This window comes from Candidatus Thiopontia autotrophica, from assembly GCA_014384675.1.
Taxonomy (GTDB): domain Bacteria; phylum Pseudomonadota; class Gammaproteobacteria.
In genome coordinates this window covers 26,325-41,638 of sequence record JACNFK010000027.1, presented here as the reverse complement: position 1 = coordinate 41,638, position 15,314 = coordinate 26,325, and the positions used below count along the sequence as shown (strand labels likewise).

Sequence of the window (15,314 nt, the reverse complement as noted above, 5' to 3'; positions counted from 1 at the left end):
ACCAGTTGGCGTGCGGGCTTTTGAATTCTGACCTGCATCGCTTTAGCCGTATTTTTATAGCGCTCGCAAGCTGAGCTCAAATCAGCGCTGAGGAGGATTCTCCATGATTGGCAGTTTTTCTGTCAAGTTTTTTTGTCAGGTATTTTGTAGAATTGGCAAAAAAACATAATAAGGAGATTGTAGTTATGGTTAGTCTGGAGACGCCTGTTTGTGAGTTTGGTGTAGTGCTACCAGATTTTGAGCTGCCTGATGTCTATGGTTCGTTATGGACGCCAGAGAGTCTTAAGGGTGACAACGGTTTGTTGGTCATGTTTATATGTAACCATTGTCCCTATGTTAAGGCCATTCGTGAGCGTCTGGTAAGAGACACCAGAGAGCTGAAGTCTATGGGGGTACATAGTGTTGCGATCATGTCAAATGATCCAACCCAGTATGAGGAAGACTCTCCTGAGAACATGAAAAGAATTGCCGAGGAGTTTGATTTTTCGTTTCCGTATCTGCTTGATGAGAGTCAGGAGGTGGCCAAGGCGTTTGGTGCGGTTTGTACCCCGGATTTTTTCGGATATAACGCGAATTTAACTCTTCAGTATCGTGGCCGACTGGATGAGAGTCGAAAAGAGACTGCTCTGGAGGGGGTGCGTCGGGACCTTTTTGAGGCGATGAGAGAGGTTGCGGAGAGTGGATCTGGTCCAAAAGAGCAAATTCCAAGCATGGGTTGTTCCATCAAATGGAAAGATGAGTAAGAGCAATATTTATGTAACATATTGTTTTTGATCTGTATTTGTTTTTGGGGTTACTTTCTATAATGGGGTAATCCAAAATTCTGAATGCCCATATCATTCTCATTGGTTGATCCGATGCCTCTACTGAGTGAAAATGCACCGTTCATTCGTGCCGAATAGATCGGCATAAAGATTTTTGTAAACCCTGCTTCGGGTATAACTCAATGAGTTTGCCAGAGGTGTTGATTTCTTGCAGAGAAGGGAGAAGTTAGTTATGTCATCAAGAAGAGAACTGGCCAATGCAATTCGTGCATTGAGCATGGATGCAGTACAGAAGGCCAATTCCGGACATCCAGGTGCCCCAATGGGTATGGCTGATATCGCTGAGGTTTTGTGGAATGGACATATGAAGTTCAACCCAACCAATGCCAAGTGGGCGGATCGCGACCGTTTTGTTTTGTCCAATGGTCATGGCTCAATGTTGATCTACTCTCTGCTTCATCTGTCCGGGTTTGATCTAAGTATGCAGGACATCAAGAATTTCCGTCAGCTTCATGCCAAAACAGCAGGCCATCCTGAATATGGTTATGCGGACGGTATTGAGACTACAACTGGTCCCCTCGGACAAGGAATTACCAATGCGGTTGGCATGGCAATTGCGGAGCGTACGCTGGCAGCAGAATTCAACAAGCCAGACCGCAAGATTGTAGACCACAACACCTATGTATTTATGGGTGATGGCTGTTTGATGGAAGGGCTCTCCCACGAGGCCTGTGCAATGGCGGGGACGCTCGGTCTGGGCAAGCTGATCGCGGGTTGGGATGACAACGATATATCCATTGATGGCCATATCTCCGACTGGATGGAGAAGGATGTTGGCGGACGTTTTGAGTCATATGGCTGGCATGTAATTCGTGATGTAGATGGTCACGATGCAGAGGCAATCAGCGCCGCAATTGAGGCAGCAAAGGGTGAGACATCCAAGCCTTCCCTGATTTGTGCACGTACAACGATTGGGTTTGGTTCGCCAAATCTGTGTGGTACACATGACTGTCATGGTGCCCCACTGGGTGATGATGAAATTGCAGCAACCCGCAAGGAGTTGGGCTGGGAGCATGGCCCATTTGAGATTCCAGAAGAGGTTTACGCTGGTTGGGACCATAAGGAGCAGGGCAAGGCCGACGAGGCTGCCTGGCAGGTTCGTTTTGATGCCTATAAAGCAGAGTATCCTACCGAAGCAGCAGAGTTTGAGCGTCGAATGGCTGGTGATCTACCTGCCAACTTTGAGGTGGAGATGGATAAATTCATCAACCAGACTCAGGCGGATATGCCAAATATTGCCTCTCGCAAGGCGTCCCAGAATGCCATCGAGGCGATGGGACCAATCGTTCCTGAGTTGTTTGGCGGTTCTGCTGACCTGACCGGATCCAACCTGACTAACTGGTCTCGTACGGTGAAAGTCACTCCAGACAATGCGAAAGGCAACTATATCTCTTGGGGCGTACGTGAGTTTGGTATGGCGCACATGATGAACGGCATGGTTCTGCATGGTGGCTTCAAGGTTTACGGTGCCACCTTCTTCATGTTCATGGAGTTCATGCGCAACGCACTGCGTATGTCTGCATTGATGAAGATCGGTACCATCTATGTGTATACCCATGACTCTATCGGTCTGGGTGAGGACGGTCCTACCCATCAGCCTGTTGAGCAGTTGGCAACAATGCGTGCAATACCTAACTTCCAGACCTGGAGAGCATGTGATGCAATCGAGTCTGCAGTCTCCTGGAAGATGGCAATGCTCCGTGGTGATGCTCCGACTGCACTGGTCTTCTCGCGTCAGAACCTGACTCCAATGGAGCGCAGTGCTGAGCAGCTCAAAAATATTGAGAAGGGTGGTTACGTAATTAAGGACTGTGCTGGTGATGCAGATCTGATCATGATTGCAACCGGTTCTGAGGTTGGTCTGGCAGTTGATTCTGCTGCAGCAATGGGTGACGTTAATGTGCGTGTTGTATCCATGCCATCAACAGATGCATTTGATGTACAGGATCAGGCTTATAAGGATTCTGTCCTTACCCCTGGTGTGAAGCGTGTAGCTATCGAGGCTGGTGTGGACAATGGTTGGCACAAGTATGTTGGTCTTGAGGGGGCTGTGGTCTGTATGGACTCATTTGGTGAATCTGCACCAGCTGGTCAGCTGTTTGAACAGTTTGGATTTACGGTAGACAACGTGGTTGCTACTGCAAAGAAAGTTTTAGGTTAATTTTTAAGGAGTAAAAGAGATGACAATTAAAGTCGGAATTAATGGATTTGGCCGTATTGGCCGTATGGTTTTTCGTGCCGTTTATGATGAGGCTGAGTTCAATGACATCGAGATTGTTGGGGTAAATGATCTGCTTGATGCTGAATACCTTGCCTATATGCTGAAGTATGACTCAGTACATGGTCGTTTCAGTGGTGAAGTCTCCTCTGAAGAGGGTGCCCTGATTGTTGATGGACGCAAGATTCGCCTCACTGCTGAGCGTGATCCTGCTGATCTTAAGTGGGATGAGGTTGGCGCTGATCTGGTTGTTGACTCTACCGGTTTCTTCCTGACTGAAGAGGGTTGTCAGAAGCATATTGATGCTGGTGCCAAGAAGGTTGTGCAGTCTGCCCCATCCAAGGATGGCACTCCAATGTTTGTATATGGGGTAAACCATAATACATACGCAGGTCAGGCTATTGTCTCAGCCGCATCTTGTACTACCAACTGTCTGGCTCCTGTTGCCAAGGTTCTTAATGACAAGTGGGGCCTGAAGCGTGGTCTGATGACTACTGTTCACGCCGCAACTGCTACTCAGAAGACTGTTGATGGCCCATCCATGAAGGATTGGCGCGGTGGTCGTGGAATCTTGGAGAACATGATTCCCTCTTCTACTGGTGCTGCAAAGGCTGTAGGTGTTGTTCTTCCTGAGCTGAATGGCAAGCTGACCGGTATGGCTTTCCGTGTACCTACTTCTGACGTATCTGTTGTTGATCTGACTGTAGAGCTGGATAACGAGGCAAGCTACGATGATATCTGTGCTGCAATGAAGGAAGCATCTGAAGGCGAGATGAAGGGTACTCTTGGTTATACTGATGAGAAGGTTGTCTCTACAGACTTCCGTGGAATCAGCCAGTCATCAATCTTTGATTCCGAGGCTGGTATTGCACTGGACGGAACTTTTGTGAAGGTGGTCTCCTGGTACGACAATGAGTACGGATACACCTGCAACATGATGCGTTTTGTTCAGCACGTTGCAAATAACTAAGTTGAATATGTGATAGATCAGCCCCCAATATTGGGGGCTGATTTGTTTTGGGACCACTTAAACCAATAGAGTTTTTCGCAAAATGAAATTTTGCAAAAAACTTTTAAATATTCAGGAGTAATAGAATGTCTGTAATCAAGATGACCGAACTGGAGCTTGCGGGTAAACGTGTATTGATTCGTCAGGATCTCAATGTGCCGATCAAGGATGGCAAGGTGAGCAGTGATAAGCGCATTCGTGCATCCATGCCCACTATCGAGCACTGTATCAAGGCAGGTGCACAGGTGATGCTGATGTCTCATCTGGGACGTCCAACAGAGGGTGAGCCTGCTGCAGAGTTTTCTCTGAAGCCAGTTGCCGATTACCTGGCAGATGCTTTGGGCAGAGAGGTTGCACTGGTTACCGATTATCTGGACGGCGCACCATCCATGAATGATGGGGATGTGGTGCTGTTGGAGAATGTTCGCTTTAATGTGGGTGAGAAGAAAAATGATGAGGCGCTATCTGCAAAATATGCATCTCTCTGTGATCTTTATGTAATGGACGCATTTGGTACTGCACATCGTGCACAGGCCTCTACTCATGGTGTTGCTAGTGCCGCACCTGCTGCCTGTGCCGGACCTCTATTGGCTGGTGAGCTGGATGCACTGGGTAAGGCTCTGGATAATCCAGCGCGCCCAATGGCCGCCATTGTTGGTGGCTCCAAGGTCTCTACCAAGCTGACTGTTTTGGAGTCACTTTCTGGTGTGGTTGATCAGCTTATTCCTGGCGGGGGTATTGCCAATACATTTATTGCAGCTGCAGGGCATAATGTTGGTAAATCCTTGTTTGAAGAGAATCTGATTCCTGAAGCTCAGCGCCTGATGGATGCAGCAAAGGCCAAGGGCGGCGAGATTCCTGTGCCAACTGATGTAGTGGTTGGCAAGGAATTCTCCGAGTCTGCCGAGGCAATAGTCAAGAAGGTTGAGGATGTTGAAGATGATGATATGATTTTTGATATCGGCCCAGAAACTTCAGCCCGTTTTGCAGAGATGATGAAGGTTGCTGGTACAGTTGTCTGGAATGGCCCGGTTGGAGTTTTTGAGTTTGACCAGTTTGGTGAGGGCACCAAGTCACTTGGAATGGCTATTGCCAACTCTGATGCATTCTCCATTGCTGGTGGTGGTGATACCCTGGCAGCAGTGGACAAATATGGTATTTCCGACAAGGTCTCCTATATTTCCACTGGTGGCGGTGCATTCCTTGAGTTTCTTGAAGGTAAAAAGTTACCTGCAGTAGCTATTCTCGAAGAGCGCGCAAAAGGATAGAATGGGAGCTTCATTTATCCTTATGGTGGGAACAGTATGCTAAGACGTACAAAAATCATTGCAACTCTTGGTCCGGCAACGGATTCACCAGAATCGCTGGACAGGCTTATTGAGGCTGGCATTGATGTAGTACGGCTGAACTTCTCTCATGGTACAGAGGAGGATCACCTGAAGCGTGCCGAGGCTGTTCGTAATCGTGCACGTGCTCATGGTAGACAGGTTGGTGTAATTGCCGATCTGCAAGGGCCAAAGATTCGTATAGGACGCTTTGAGAATGGCAAGATTGAACTTGTTGAGGGAGATCGGTTCTGTGTTGATATGGATCTGGATATTGATTCTGGACATCAACAAGCTGTAGGATCAACCTACAAGAGCCTCCATAAAGATGTATCCAGAGGTGATTCCCTGTTGCTTGATGATGGACGAATTGTTCTCTGGGTCTCCGAGATTGATGAGAGAAAGATCTGCTGCAGGGTGACAACAGGCGGAAAACTCTCTGATAATAAAGGTATTAACCTGCAGGGTGGAGGGCTCTCTGCCTGCGCATTGACTGAGAAAGATAAAAACGACCTCAAGATTGCTGCAAAGATGCAGGCTGACTATATAGCTGTCTCTTTTGTTCGTAGTGCAGAGGATGTTCGTGAGGCCAGAAAACTGCTGGAAGAGGCAAACTGGGGCAACTGTGGAATTATCTCCAAGATAGAGAGGGCAGAGGCAATCTCTGTGGCTGATGATATTGTTGCGGAATCTGATGGAATTATGATTGCCCGCGGTGATCTGGGTGTGGAGATAGGTGATGCATCTCTCCCTCCTGTACAGAAACGGTTGATTAAATTGGCCCGCTCCATGGATCGTATTGCAATTACTGCTACTCAGATGATGGAGAGCATGATTGAGAATCCAATTCCCACTCGTGCCGAGGTCTTTGATGTAGCCAATGCAGTACTGGATGGCACTGATGCCGTGATGCTCTCTGGAGAGACTGCAGTTGGAAAATACCCTGAGAAGGTGGTTGAGGCGATGGCAGAGATCTGTCTGGAAGCTGAACAGCAGCGTGTCGCCAAGGTCTCCGGCCATAGAATGAATGAACATTTTACTCGTCGAGATGAGGCTATTGCGATGGCTGCAATGTATACAGCCAACCATCTTGGTGTAAAGGCGATTGCCTCACTGACCGAGTCCGGCGCCACAGCACTCTGGATGTCGAGGATCAGCTCTGGTATCCCTATCTTTGCAATGACACGCAATCTGCAGACTCGTCGCAAGGTTACCCTCTATAGAGGAGTTTATCCTGTGAGTTTCGATTTGACTAACAAGAGCAAGGATGAGGTGAATCAGGAGATGATTGATGAGCTGACCCGCAGAGGGGTTGTAAGAACAAAAGATACTGTAATTCTTACCAAGGGGGATTTGGTAGGTGAAGGTGGAGGGACAAATACGATGAAGATCTGTCGTGTTGGAGAAAGAGTTATTTCGTAACTATGCAGCGTTGATCTGTATAGTTACTGTTTTGTTAATTGTTATATTTGATTGTTTTAAGTTAATTTAAGGAGAAGATCGATGCTGATTTCAATGCGTCAATTGCTGGATCATGCGGCTGAAAATGGCTATGGAATGCCTGCATTCAACGTTAATAATATGGAGCAGGTGCATGCAATTATGCAGGCTGCAGATGAGACTAATAGTCCCGTAATCATGCAGGGTTCTGCTGGTGCGCGTTCTTATGCAGGTGAGCCATTCCTGCGTCATCTGATCTCTGCTGCGGTTGAGATGTATCCGCATATTCCTGTTGTTATGCATCAGGACCATGGCTCTGAACCAGCAATCTGCCTGCGTTCCATTCAGTCCGGTTTTACCTCGGTCATGATGGATGGCTCACTGATGGCAGACTGCAAGACCCCATCAACGTTCGAGTACAACGTTGATGTTACAAAGACAGTTGTAGATATGGCTCATGCTGGCGGTGTATCTGTTGAGGGTGAGTTGGGTTGTCTCGGATCACTGGAGACTGGTGAGATGGGTGAGGAAGATGGCCACGGTGCAGAGGGCAAGCTTGATCTGGATATGTTGCTGACTGATCCTGAAGAGGCTGCAACTTTTGTAAAAGAGACCGGGGTTGATGCTCTGGCAATCGCTATCGGTACCTCTCATGGTGCCTACAAGTTTACCCAGGAGCCAACCGGTGAGGTGTTGCGAATTGATCGAATCAAGGAGATCAATGCACGAATTCCAGATACTCATCTGGTTATGCACGGTTCATCTTCAGTACCTCAGGAGTGGTTGAAGATTATCAATGACTTCGGTGGAGATATGGGCCAGACCTATGGTGTTCCGGTTTCTGAGATTGTGGAGGGAATCAAGAATGGTGTGCGCAAGGTAAATATTGATACTGATCTGCGTATGGCATCTACCGGTTCTGTGCGCCGCCATCTTCAGGAGAATGCATCCAACTTTGATCCACGCAAGTTCCTCAAAGAGGCAACCAATGGAATGAAAGAGATCTGCAAGAATCGTTACCAGGAGTTTGGTTGTGAGGGTATGGCAGACAAGATCAAGCCAACTTCGCTTGAGGTTATGTTTGGTCGTTATGGATCTGGCGAGCTTGATCCAAAGATCAACTGATCAGTTTTCTGCTGTTATTAAAAAAGCCCGCAACTGCGGGCTTTTTTATTGTGGGAATGACGAAGATTGGGTTTTTTCAGCCTCCTTAACGGTTTCTCAGCTGAGTTGTTGTTTGATAGATAGTGCGCAGATATTTATCATTAAAAGGGCCATGGGTAATTCCAAGAAGGTCATAACTGCTCGTGTCACTGGCTTGTCGTACAGCAAGTTGGCTCTTTAGCAGTATCGCAACCTGAATAGTATCCACCTTGTCCCAATCAGAGATATCGTTGGCATCCAGATAGCGATCAATTGAGCCATCTTCATCAAGGTCGATACCAAAACGAAACTGTAACCCATCAATATAACTGGTTAGTGTCTGTGGGGATGGTGATGAGGAGCCATTCCCATTGCACATAAAATTACTGTTATCCAGATAGTATAAAACAGTAGTAGAGGATGATCCGGCACAATCTTTTGCCCCTTGGTAGCTAATGGTTAGAGAGTCACTGCTCTTTTCACCACTGTCATCAGTGGCTGATAGAGCCGTTCCAGAGAAACTGTCGGCAGGGTACCCAATTTTTTTGATCTCTGCAGATAGGAACTGGACAAGATGACGGCCTCTCTCATGTAGATCAAGCCACTGCTGTTCATATTGAAAGCTCTCTCTGCTATCAACAAATAGCTGGGTTGTTGTGAGTAGTATAGTAATTCCCAGGGTAATTGAGACCAGTAGTTCAACAAGAGTAAAACCACTACTATCAGTAGAAGTTGACATTATCGAGGATAAAAAGTGAGCGAGTAGGATGGAGTAGCCTCACCATCTGCCCATGTAATAGTTACTTGATACATGTTGCCTGCAGGATTGCTAATATCGCCAGTCCCAGATGGGAGCATGCTGGCGTTTTGCCGGTTCCATTCTCGGAAATCAAATCTGGCCATATTTTCAGGGTCACAGTGCGCTGTTGTGCAATCTGTTCCTGACGGCTCTCCTGAGAGACCAAGATAGGTGCCCGCATCAACCGCAGACGGGTTGGCTCTGATTCTCTCCACCATACCCATCCCCTGCATGGTGGCCAGATCGTGCATGGTTGCTCCATGTGATGACTTTAGTGATATGGCGTAAAGAGCAGCAAGTCCAAGTAGTGCTGTCGTAAGCAGGAAAAGAGAGATCAGTGTCTCAATCAGGGTGTATCCACCTGGCCAACCAGCAGGGAAGATGTTTTGTTTATGGGTGCTATTCATTGTCAGTAAAATAATAGCTGTTGCGACCAGAGATCTTCAAGTCACGATTAAGGATCTGCATCCATGGGTACGGGCGTTGCCTCTAGTGGTATAGTCCTCAGTCATGAATGAATCATTTCGTGGCTTTCTGCATACGCTATTTGGAAGTTTGCGTGATCTGGCACCGATCATACTGGTGATCGGATTTTTTCAGATGGCCATTCTGCAGCAACCGATAGAGAATATATCAGCTATTGTAGCAGGACTTTTTCTGGTGGTGCTGGGGTTAACCTTCTTTATCTATGGTCTTGAGATGGGGCTGTTTCCTGTGGGAGAAGGTATGGCGGAGGCATTGGCCAGAAAAGGCAGTCTTCCATGGTTGATGGCATTCTCTTTTCTGCTTGGGTTCGGGACGACGATTGCTGAGCCAGCACTGATTCTTGTGGCAGAGAAAGCGTCAGAGGTGGCTGCAGTAGGGGGGATGATTGGTAATAGTTCCCAAGAGAAGATGGAGTATGCGCTGGGGTTGCGTTATACGGTTGCTTTTTCAGTAGGGCTGGCAATTCTGTTGGGGGTGATCAGGATTCTTAAAGGGTGGCCAATACAGTATCTTATTATTGGAGGATACGTTGGGGTTGTGATCATGACGCTATTTGCCCCAGATGAGATTATTGGTCTTGCCTATGATGCAGGCGGTGTGACTACTTCAACGGTAACAGTGCCACTGGTGACGGCATTGGGTGTGGGGTTGGCCAGTAGTATCCGTGGAAGAAATCCACTGACTGACGGGTTTGGACTGATCGCCTTTGCCTCTCTTACCCCCATGATCTTTGTTATGGGATACGGGATGGTGATTTAGAGTGGATTTTCTGGCATCTTTTTCCGACTCACTACTCTCAACAGCATGGGACATGTTTCCTATTGTCGTCATCATATTTGGTTTTCAGTTTTTGGTTATTCGCAGACCAATATCCAACTTGCGCCAGGTGTTGGTTGGTTTCTTTTATGTTTTGCTGGGCCTCTCACTGTTTTTGATGGGGCTGGATCAGGCGATTTTTCCACTAGGTGAACAGATGGCAATACAGCTCTCTGACCCACTATTTATCAGTGGAGAGTCAGGTGATGCCGTAGCTGAGCTTTTGTGGAGTGACTACGGTTGGGTCTATCTTTTTGCTGCAACCATTGGTTTTTCAACAACAATTGCAGAGCCATCCTTGTTGGCTGTAGCCCTGAAGGCAGAGGACGTGTCCGGTGGCACGGTTGAGGCGAACGGTTTAAGAGTTGCGGTTGCCATTGGTGTTGCAGTTGGGATTTCCCTGGGAGCGTGGCGAATTGTGGTTGGTATACCGCTCTACTATTTTATTATTTCTGGTTATGTCATTGTGATGATACAGACATATTTTGCTCCCAAATTTATTACCGCACTGGCTTATGATTCTGGGGGGGTTACAACATCAACGGTAACAGTGCCGCTGGTGGCTGCGTTGGGGTTGGGGCTCGCAAGTTCCGTGCCGGGGAGAAGTGAGTTGATGGATGGGTTCGGTCTGATTGCGTTTGCCAGTCTGTTTCCGATTATTGCTGTTTTGGGATATGTGCAACTCTCTGAATGGAGTGCACGTAAGTATAAAAATAGGGAGTGAGTGGTTATGTATTTTAAAACGCTGATTATGACAGGAGAAGAGTAATGCATTTCAAATTATTGATCGCATTGGTTGGAGAGAATAAAACTGAAACGGTGCTCAATGCCGCCAGAAATGCCGGGGCAACAGGCGCCACAGTAATCAACCATACACGGGGAGAGGGGCTGAAAGTAACCAAGACATTCTTCGGACTCTCGTTGGAGACAAATCGAGACATGATAATGTTCATTGTTGAGGAGCACCTTAGTAGAAAGATTCTGGAGACCATTGGAGATGTAGGTGGTTTCAGTAAACCGGGAACAGGCGTGGTTTTCCAGATTGATATTGAGGATGTGGTTGGGATCTCGAAACAGATCGAGAGTTTGACTGATGTTGTAGAGGAGCAAATATGATGGAAAGAGAAAAAGTTGTCCGCGTAAAGGATGTAATGAAGAAGAATTTCGATATGGTTGATGGCCTTGCCACAATCTCTGAGGCATTGACTGAGATGAATCATGTTGAGAACAAATCACTGATTGTGGACAAGCGCCATGATGATGATGAGTTCGGGATCTTGTTGATCTCCGATATCGCCAGACTGGTACTGGCCAAAGGGCGTGCTCCGGAACGTGTCAATGTCTACGAGATCATGTCCAAGCCAGTCATCACCGTCGATTCGGATATGAATATTCGGTACTGCGCAAGGCTGTTTGAACGCTTCAAGCTCTCCCGAGCTCCGGTAGTGGATGACAGGAAGGTTGTCGGTATAGTCAGCTTTACCGACCTGGTTCTGAAGGGGATGTGTGAGATCTCTGAATCTTGTAACCAGGACTGATTTGAATACCTCGATTTTCTCTATTGATGGTGGTGGCTGGATCATTGAGGCAGATAAAGTTTCATCACCTAATTGTGATGAGCGACCTGATGGCGATGAGATTGATCTGCTGGTTGTTCATGGAATAAGTTTGCCAGCTGGTAAGTTTGGAACCCCGTACATAGATCAGCTGTTTACCAACCAGCTGGATACCACAGAAGTTCAGGAGCTTGAGGCATTAAAAGATCTGAGGGTGTCGGCACATCTACTCATTCATCGTGATGGGCGACTGGTACAATATGTTCCACTGTCAAAACGTGCCTGGCATGCTGGAGTATCCTCCTTCAGAGGAAGAGAGCGTTGCAATGACTTCTCAATAGGGGTTGAGTTGGAAGGGAGTGATTATATCGCCTATACAGACATCCAATATAATCGTCTGGCATCTTTGATTGCGGCAATAAAAAGAGAGTATCCTCAGATTGTTAAAGATAGAATTGTTGGTCACTCGGATATCGCACCAGGCAGAAAAAGTGATCCTGGACCGGCTTTTGAGTGGGAGAGGTTGTTTGAGAAAATGGAGACAAAACTGTGACACTGTTGGCTATATTGATCACCCTGGGAATTGAGCGTTTCTACCGTGTTCTGGATGAGTACAGAAACCTGGGATGGTTTTCTGTCTGGGGGCGCTGGGTGGTTCGTCATCAATCGGTTCAGGGAGAGTGGGTTGGTATAGCCACAACCCTGCTGATACTTTTTGTGCCTCTGCTTATAGTGGAGCAGCTAAACTGGTGGATGGCTGATGGAGGATGGCTTCCTGAGATGCTTTTTAGCGTGGTTGTTCTTGTTCTATCCATAGGCCCCAGAGATCTCCGCGGGCAGGTTGAGAGCATATTGGAGAGTTGGTCAAAAGATGATATCGAGGGTGGACTTCTCCATGCGGAGGGGATGCTTGAAGGTGAGCTACCAGAAGATAAACAGGGTGTGGTTAGAGCGTTGACTGAGTCTGTCTTGATAGAGGCAAACTCTCGACTCTTCTCGGTAATATTCTGGTTTGCTCTTTTTGGCCCGGCGGCAGGGTTACTGGTCAGGCTTGGATTGATGTTGGAAGATATTCAGAGTAGTGATGATGGCGAACCAACCATGATTCAGCAGCTAAATCAGTTACTGGCGTGGCCACCAGCACACATAGTTGCGATAAGTTATGCAATGGTCGGGGATTTCTCCTCATCGTTCCACAATATCAGAGAGCATGCGGGTGACTGGAGCAGCAACAGTGATATTTTACGAAACTCAGGACTGGGTGCTATACGTCTAGAGCCTGTAAAGAGTAGTGAGCCTGCTGATCTGCAAGAGGTATGGGATGCGTTGGAGATGGTCAGAAGATCAGAGATTGTATGGGTAACCTTCCTGGCGCTGTTAATCCTGTTTGGATATGGTGGTTAGTGGTTTCACAAGCTCTGCCTGATAACATGGAGTTCACCACTGTCGATCTTATTCGTCATGGAGAGCCAGAGGGCGGAAGCCGCTATCGAGGGCATATTGATGATCCACTCAGCAAGAGAGGGTGGGAGCAGATGCGCAGTGTGGTAGAGGAGTTCGCGCCATGGAACAGGGTATTAACATCACCATTGAGTCGTTGTCGTGAGTTTGCGGTCGAGCTTGCGGAGAGAGAGCAGATTCCAATGGAAGAGATTCGGGATTTTATGGAGATTGGGTTTGGTGCCTGGGAGGGAAAAAGTGCCAAGGAGTTAATGGATGATGATCCTGAGTCCCTTCGCCGTTTCTGGAGTGATCCAATAAATAATACGCCACCAGATGCAGAGACCATTGGTGATTTCTCTCAGCGGATTACTGTACGGTGGGAACAGATAATTAATGATTTTCGAGGAGAGCATATGTTGGTGGTGGGGCATGCAGGGGTGATCAGGATGATTATTAGCCATGTTCTGGGAATGCCAATGGAGAGAATGTTCCGTATAGATGTGCCAAACGCAGGAATCAGCAGAATTCAGATAGACCATTTTGGTGAAGAGTCTCTGCCAAGACTTATTTTTCATGCAGGCATACTTGAACAACATGGAGCCTCTGAAAAAGCTTGATGGGATGGGGGTTTTGGGGGAATGGCTCCATAGGTAACTTAAAAGGATAGCAGTATGGGTTGGGCAGGAAAAATATTGGGTGGTGCATTTGGCTTTATGTTGGGCGGGCCGCTCGGCGCATTGATTGGCGCCTCATTTGGACATAATTTTGACAAAGGGATGCGTAGCGCCTCATCGTCTGGTGGATGGGGTATTGGCAATCAACAGAGGGTGCAGACTGCGTTCTTTACCGCAACATTCTCTGTTATGGGGCATGTGGCCAAAGCTGATGGAAAGGTAACGGCAGATGAAATTCAGATGGCACGTGCCGTTATGGATCACCTTCAGCTTGATGCCAATCTTCGCAAGGCAGCAGAGAAGCTGTTTAACGAGGGCAAGAGAGCAGGCTTCCCGCTGGACGACCTTCTTCATCAGTTCCGTCAAGAGACAAGCAGGCGTACAACATTAATCCAGATGTTTATGGAGATTCAGCTCCAGGCAGCCTATGCGGATGGGGTATTGCATCCTGCAGAGAAGAAGATTCTTCTCCACATAAGCTCCATTCTGGGTATTCCCCGCGCCCTCTATGATCAACTGGAATCCATGGTTAAATCTGGTGGTAGCACTCAACGTGGGTCATCAAACAGACCAACGCTAAGCGCTGCTTACAAGGCGCTTGGTCTGAAACAGGATGCAACCGATGCGGAGGTGAAGCGTGCCTATCGTCGCTTGATGAGTCAGCATCACCCTGACAAGCTGGTAGCGAAAGGATTGCCTGAAGAGATGATGAAAATGGCTACAGAGAAGACCCATCAGATCAGGATGGCCTATGAGGCAATTCAGGAATCCAGAAAAAAATAGTTTCCCCTGGGGAAATGAAAAATATCCCCCCATCCTGTAGAGTTCCCATTTTGATTAACTCATTTTTGAAGGAATAAACATGAAAGATAATCTGATTGCCCCATCCATCCTGTCGGCTGATTTTGCAAAACTGGGAGATGAAGTAGATAAGGTGTTGGCAGCAGGTGCTGATGTTGTCCACTTTGATGTAATGGACAACCATTATGTTCCAAACCTTACAATTGGTCCTCTAGTGTGTGATGCACTACGTAGTCATGGGGTGACTGCCGAGATTGATGTACATATGATGGTAAAGCCGGTGGACAGAATTATTCCAGATTTTGCCAAGGCTGGGGCATCCTATATTACATTTCATCCAGAGGCCTCAGAGCATATCGATCGCTCGTTGGCATTGATCAAGGAGCAAGGTTGCAAATCCGGTTTGGTCTTTAATCCTGCGACCCCGTTGAGTCATCTTGATTATGTAATGGACAAGATTGATATGGTGTTGCTGATGTCAGTGAACCCTGGTTTTGGGGGGCAGAGCTTTATTCCGGCTACCATGGACAAGTTACGTGCAGCCCGCAAGATGATTGATGAGAGCGGGTATGACATCCGTCTGGAGATTGATGGCGGCGTCAAGGTTAACAATATTCGTGAAATCAGAGAGGCTGGAGCAGATACCTTTGTGGCAGGTTCAGCGATATTTGGTGCAGGGCAGGATTCTGATCCAAATCGTTACGATAGCGTCATTGGAGAAATGCGCGCTGAGCTGGCTAAAGCGTCTGTATAGAGAGCCAAGTAGTTGAAGCTTCCCGG

17 protein-coding genes and 1 riboswitch are annotated in these 15,314 nt (G+C 47.5%); of the genes, 15 read left to right on the top strand and 2 right to left on the bottom strand.

What is annotated here, in order from left to right; genetic code table 11:
- Window positions 1-21: 21 nt before the first annotated feature.
- A riboswitch (SAM riboswitch) is annotated at window positions 22-98 on the bottom strand.
- An 87-nt stretch (window positions 99-185) separates the two neighbouring features.
- The 6 genes from H8D24_05285 (at window position 186) to H8D24_05260 (ending at window position 7,941) form a co-directional block, all read left to right on the top strand.
- Complete coding sequence (locus tag H8D24_05285; protein ID MBC8519800.1) at window positions 186-743, top strand: thioredoxin family protein; 558 nt, start codon at window positions 186-188, stop codon at window positions 741-743.
- A gap of 253 nt (window positions 744-996) precedes the next feature.
- The gene (gene tkt / locus H8D24_05280; GenBank protein ID MBC8519799.1) at window positions 997-2,985 is read left to right on the top strand and encodes a transketolase; all 1,989 of its coding nucleotides are present in this window, start codon (window positions 997-999) and stop codon (window positions 2,983-2,985) included.
- Window positions 2,986-3,004: 19 nt separating this feature from the next.
- The gene (gap, locus tag H8D24_05275) at window positions 3,005-4,012 is read left to right on the top strand and encodes a type I glyceraldehyde-3-phosphate dehydrogenase (protein ID MBC8519798.1); all 1,008 of its coding nucleotides are present in this window, start codon (window positions 3,005-3,007) and stop codon (window positions 4,010-4,012) included.
- 125 nt (window positions 4,013-4,137) lie between these two features.
- Window positions 4,138-5,319: a phosphoglycerate kinase gene (locus H8D24_05270; GenBank protein MBC8519797.1), complete on the top strand. Its 1,182-nt coding sequence runs from the start codon at window positions 4,138-4,140 to the stop codon at window positions 5,317-5,319.
- A 36-nt stretch (window positions 5,320-5,355) separates the two neighbouring features.
- Window positions 5,356-6,798: a pyruvate kinase gene (pyk, locus tag H8D24_05265; protein ID MBC8519796.1), complete on the top strand. Its 1,443-nt coding sequence runs from the start codon at window positions 5,356-5,358 to the stop codon at window positions 6,796-6,798.
- Between the two features lie 81 nt (window positions 6,799-6,879).
- Window positions 6,880-7,941 carry a fructose-bisphosphate aldolase class II gene (locus H8D24_05260; protein ID MBC8519795.1) on the top strand — a complete coding sequence of 354 codons (1,062 nt, stop codon included), beginning with the start codon at window positions 6,880-6,882 and terminating at the stop codon, window positions 7,939-7,941.
- 85 nt (window positions 7,942-8,026) lie between these two features.
- On the opposite strand, the gene H8D24_05255 is transcribed toward H8D24_05260, so the two are convergent.
- Together H8D24_05255 and pilV are read right to left on the bottom strand one after the other, a co-directional pair.
- Complete coding sequence (locus H8D24_05255) at window positions 8,027-8,698, bottom strand: PilW family protein (GenBank protein ID MBC8519794.1); 672 nt, start codon at window positions 8,696-8,698, stop codon at window positions 8,027-8,029.
- Window positions 8,698-9,165, bottom strand: coding sequence for a type IV pilus modification protein PilV (pilV, locus tag H8D24_05250; protein MBC8519793.1), 468 nt, complete (start codon window positions 9,163-9,165; stop codon window positions 8,698-8,700). The genes H8D24_05255 and pilV overlap by 1 nt, the downstream gene beginning before the upstream one ends.
- 103 nt (window positions 9,166-9,268) lie before the next feature.
- Between pilV and H8D24_05245 the strand changes: the two genes are divergently transcribed.
- The 9 genes from H8D24_05245 (at window position 9,269) to rpe (ending at window position 15,288) form a co-directional block, all read left to right on the top strand.
- Window positions 9,269-10,003, top strand: a complete 735-nt coding sequence (locus H8D24_05245) for a DUF1538 domain-containing protein (GenBank protein MBC8519792.1) — start codon at window positions 9,269-9,271, stop codon at window positions 10,001-10,003.
- A 52-nt stretch (window positions 10,004-10,055) separates the two neighbouring features.
- Window positions 10,056-10,784, top strand: coding sequence for a DUF1538 domain-containing protein (locus H8D24_05240; protein ID MBC8519791.1), 729 nt, complete (start codon window positions 10,056-10,058; stop codon window positions 10,782-10,784).
- Window positions 10,785-10,828: 44 nt separating this feature from the next.
- Window positions 10,829-11,176 carry a P-II family nitrogen regulator gene (locus H8D24_05235; protein MBC8519790.1) on the top strand — a complete coding sequence of 116 codons (348 nt, stop codon included), beginning with the start codon at window positions 10,829-10,831 and terminating at the stop codon, window positions 11,174-11,176.
- The gene (locus H8D24_05230; protein ID MBC8519789.1) at window positions 11,176-11,598 is read left to right on the top strand and encodes a CBS domain-containing protein; all 423 of its coding nucleotides are present in this window, start codon (window positions 11,176-11,178) and stop codon (window positions 11,596-11,598) included. Before H8D24_05235 ends, H8D24_05230 begins: the two co-directional genes overlap by 1 nt.
- Before the next feature lies 1 nt (window position 11,599).
- Window positions 11,600-12,169 (top strand): 1,6-anhydro-N-acetylmuramyl-L-alanine amidase AmpD, encoded by a 570-nt coding sequence (gene ampD, locus H8D24_05225; protein ID MBC8519788.1) that lies wholly within the window; start codon window positions 11,600-11,602, stop codon window positions 12,167-12,169.
- Window positions 12,166-13,020 carry a regulatory signaling modulator protein AmpE gene (gene ampE / locus H8D24_05220; GenBank protein MBC8519787.1) on the top strand — a complete coding sequence of 285 codons (855 nt, stop codon included), beginning with the start codon at window positions 12,166-12,168 and terminating at the stop codon, window positions 13,018-13,020. Before ampD ends, ampE begins: the two co-directional genes overlap by 4 nt.
- Window positions 13,021-13,046: 26 nt before the next feature.
- A complete protein-coding gene (gene cobC / locus H8D24_05215; protein MBC8519786.1) occupies window positions 13,047-13,676 on the top strand; it encodes an alpha-ribazole phosphatase in 630 nt (209 codons plus the stop codon).
- A gap of 54 nt (window positions 13,677-13,730) precedes the next feature.
- Window positions 13,731-14,516 (top strand): co-chaperone DjlA, encoded by a 786-nt coding sequence (gene djlA, locus H8D24_05210; GenBank protein ID MBC8519785.1) that lies wholly within the window; start codon window positions 13,731-13,733, stop codon window positions 14,514-14,516.
- A 79-nt stretch (window positions 14,517-14,595) separates the two neighbouring features.
- Window positions 14,596-15,288, top strand: coding sequence for a ribulose-phosphate 3-epimerase (rpe, locus tag H8D24_05205; protein MBC8519784.1), 693 nt, complete (start codon window positions 14,596-14,598; stop codon window positions 15,286-15,288).
- Window positions 15,289-15,314: the final 26 nt, after the last annotated feature.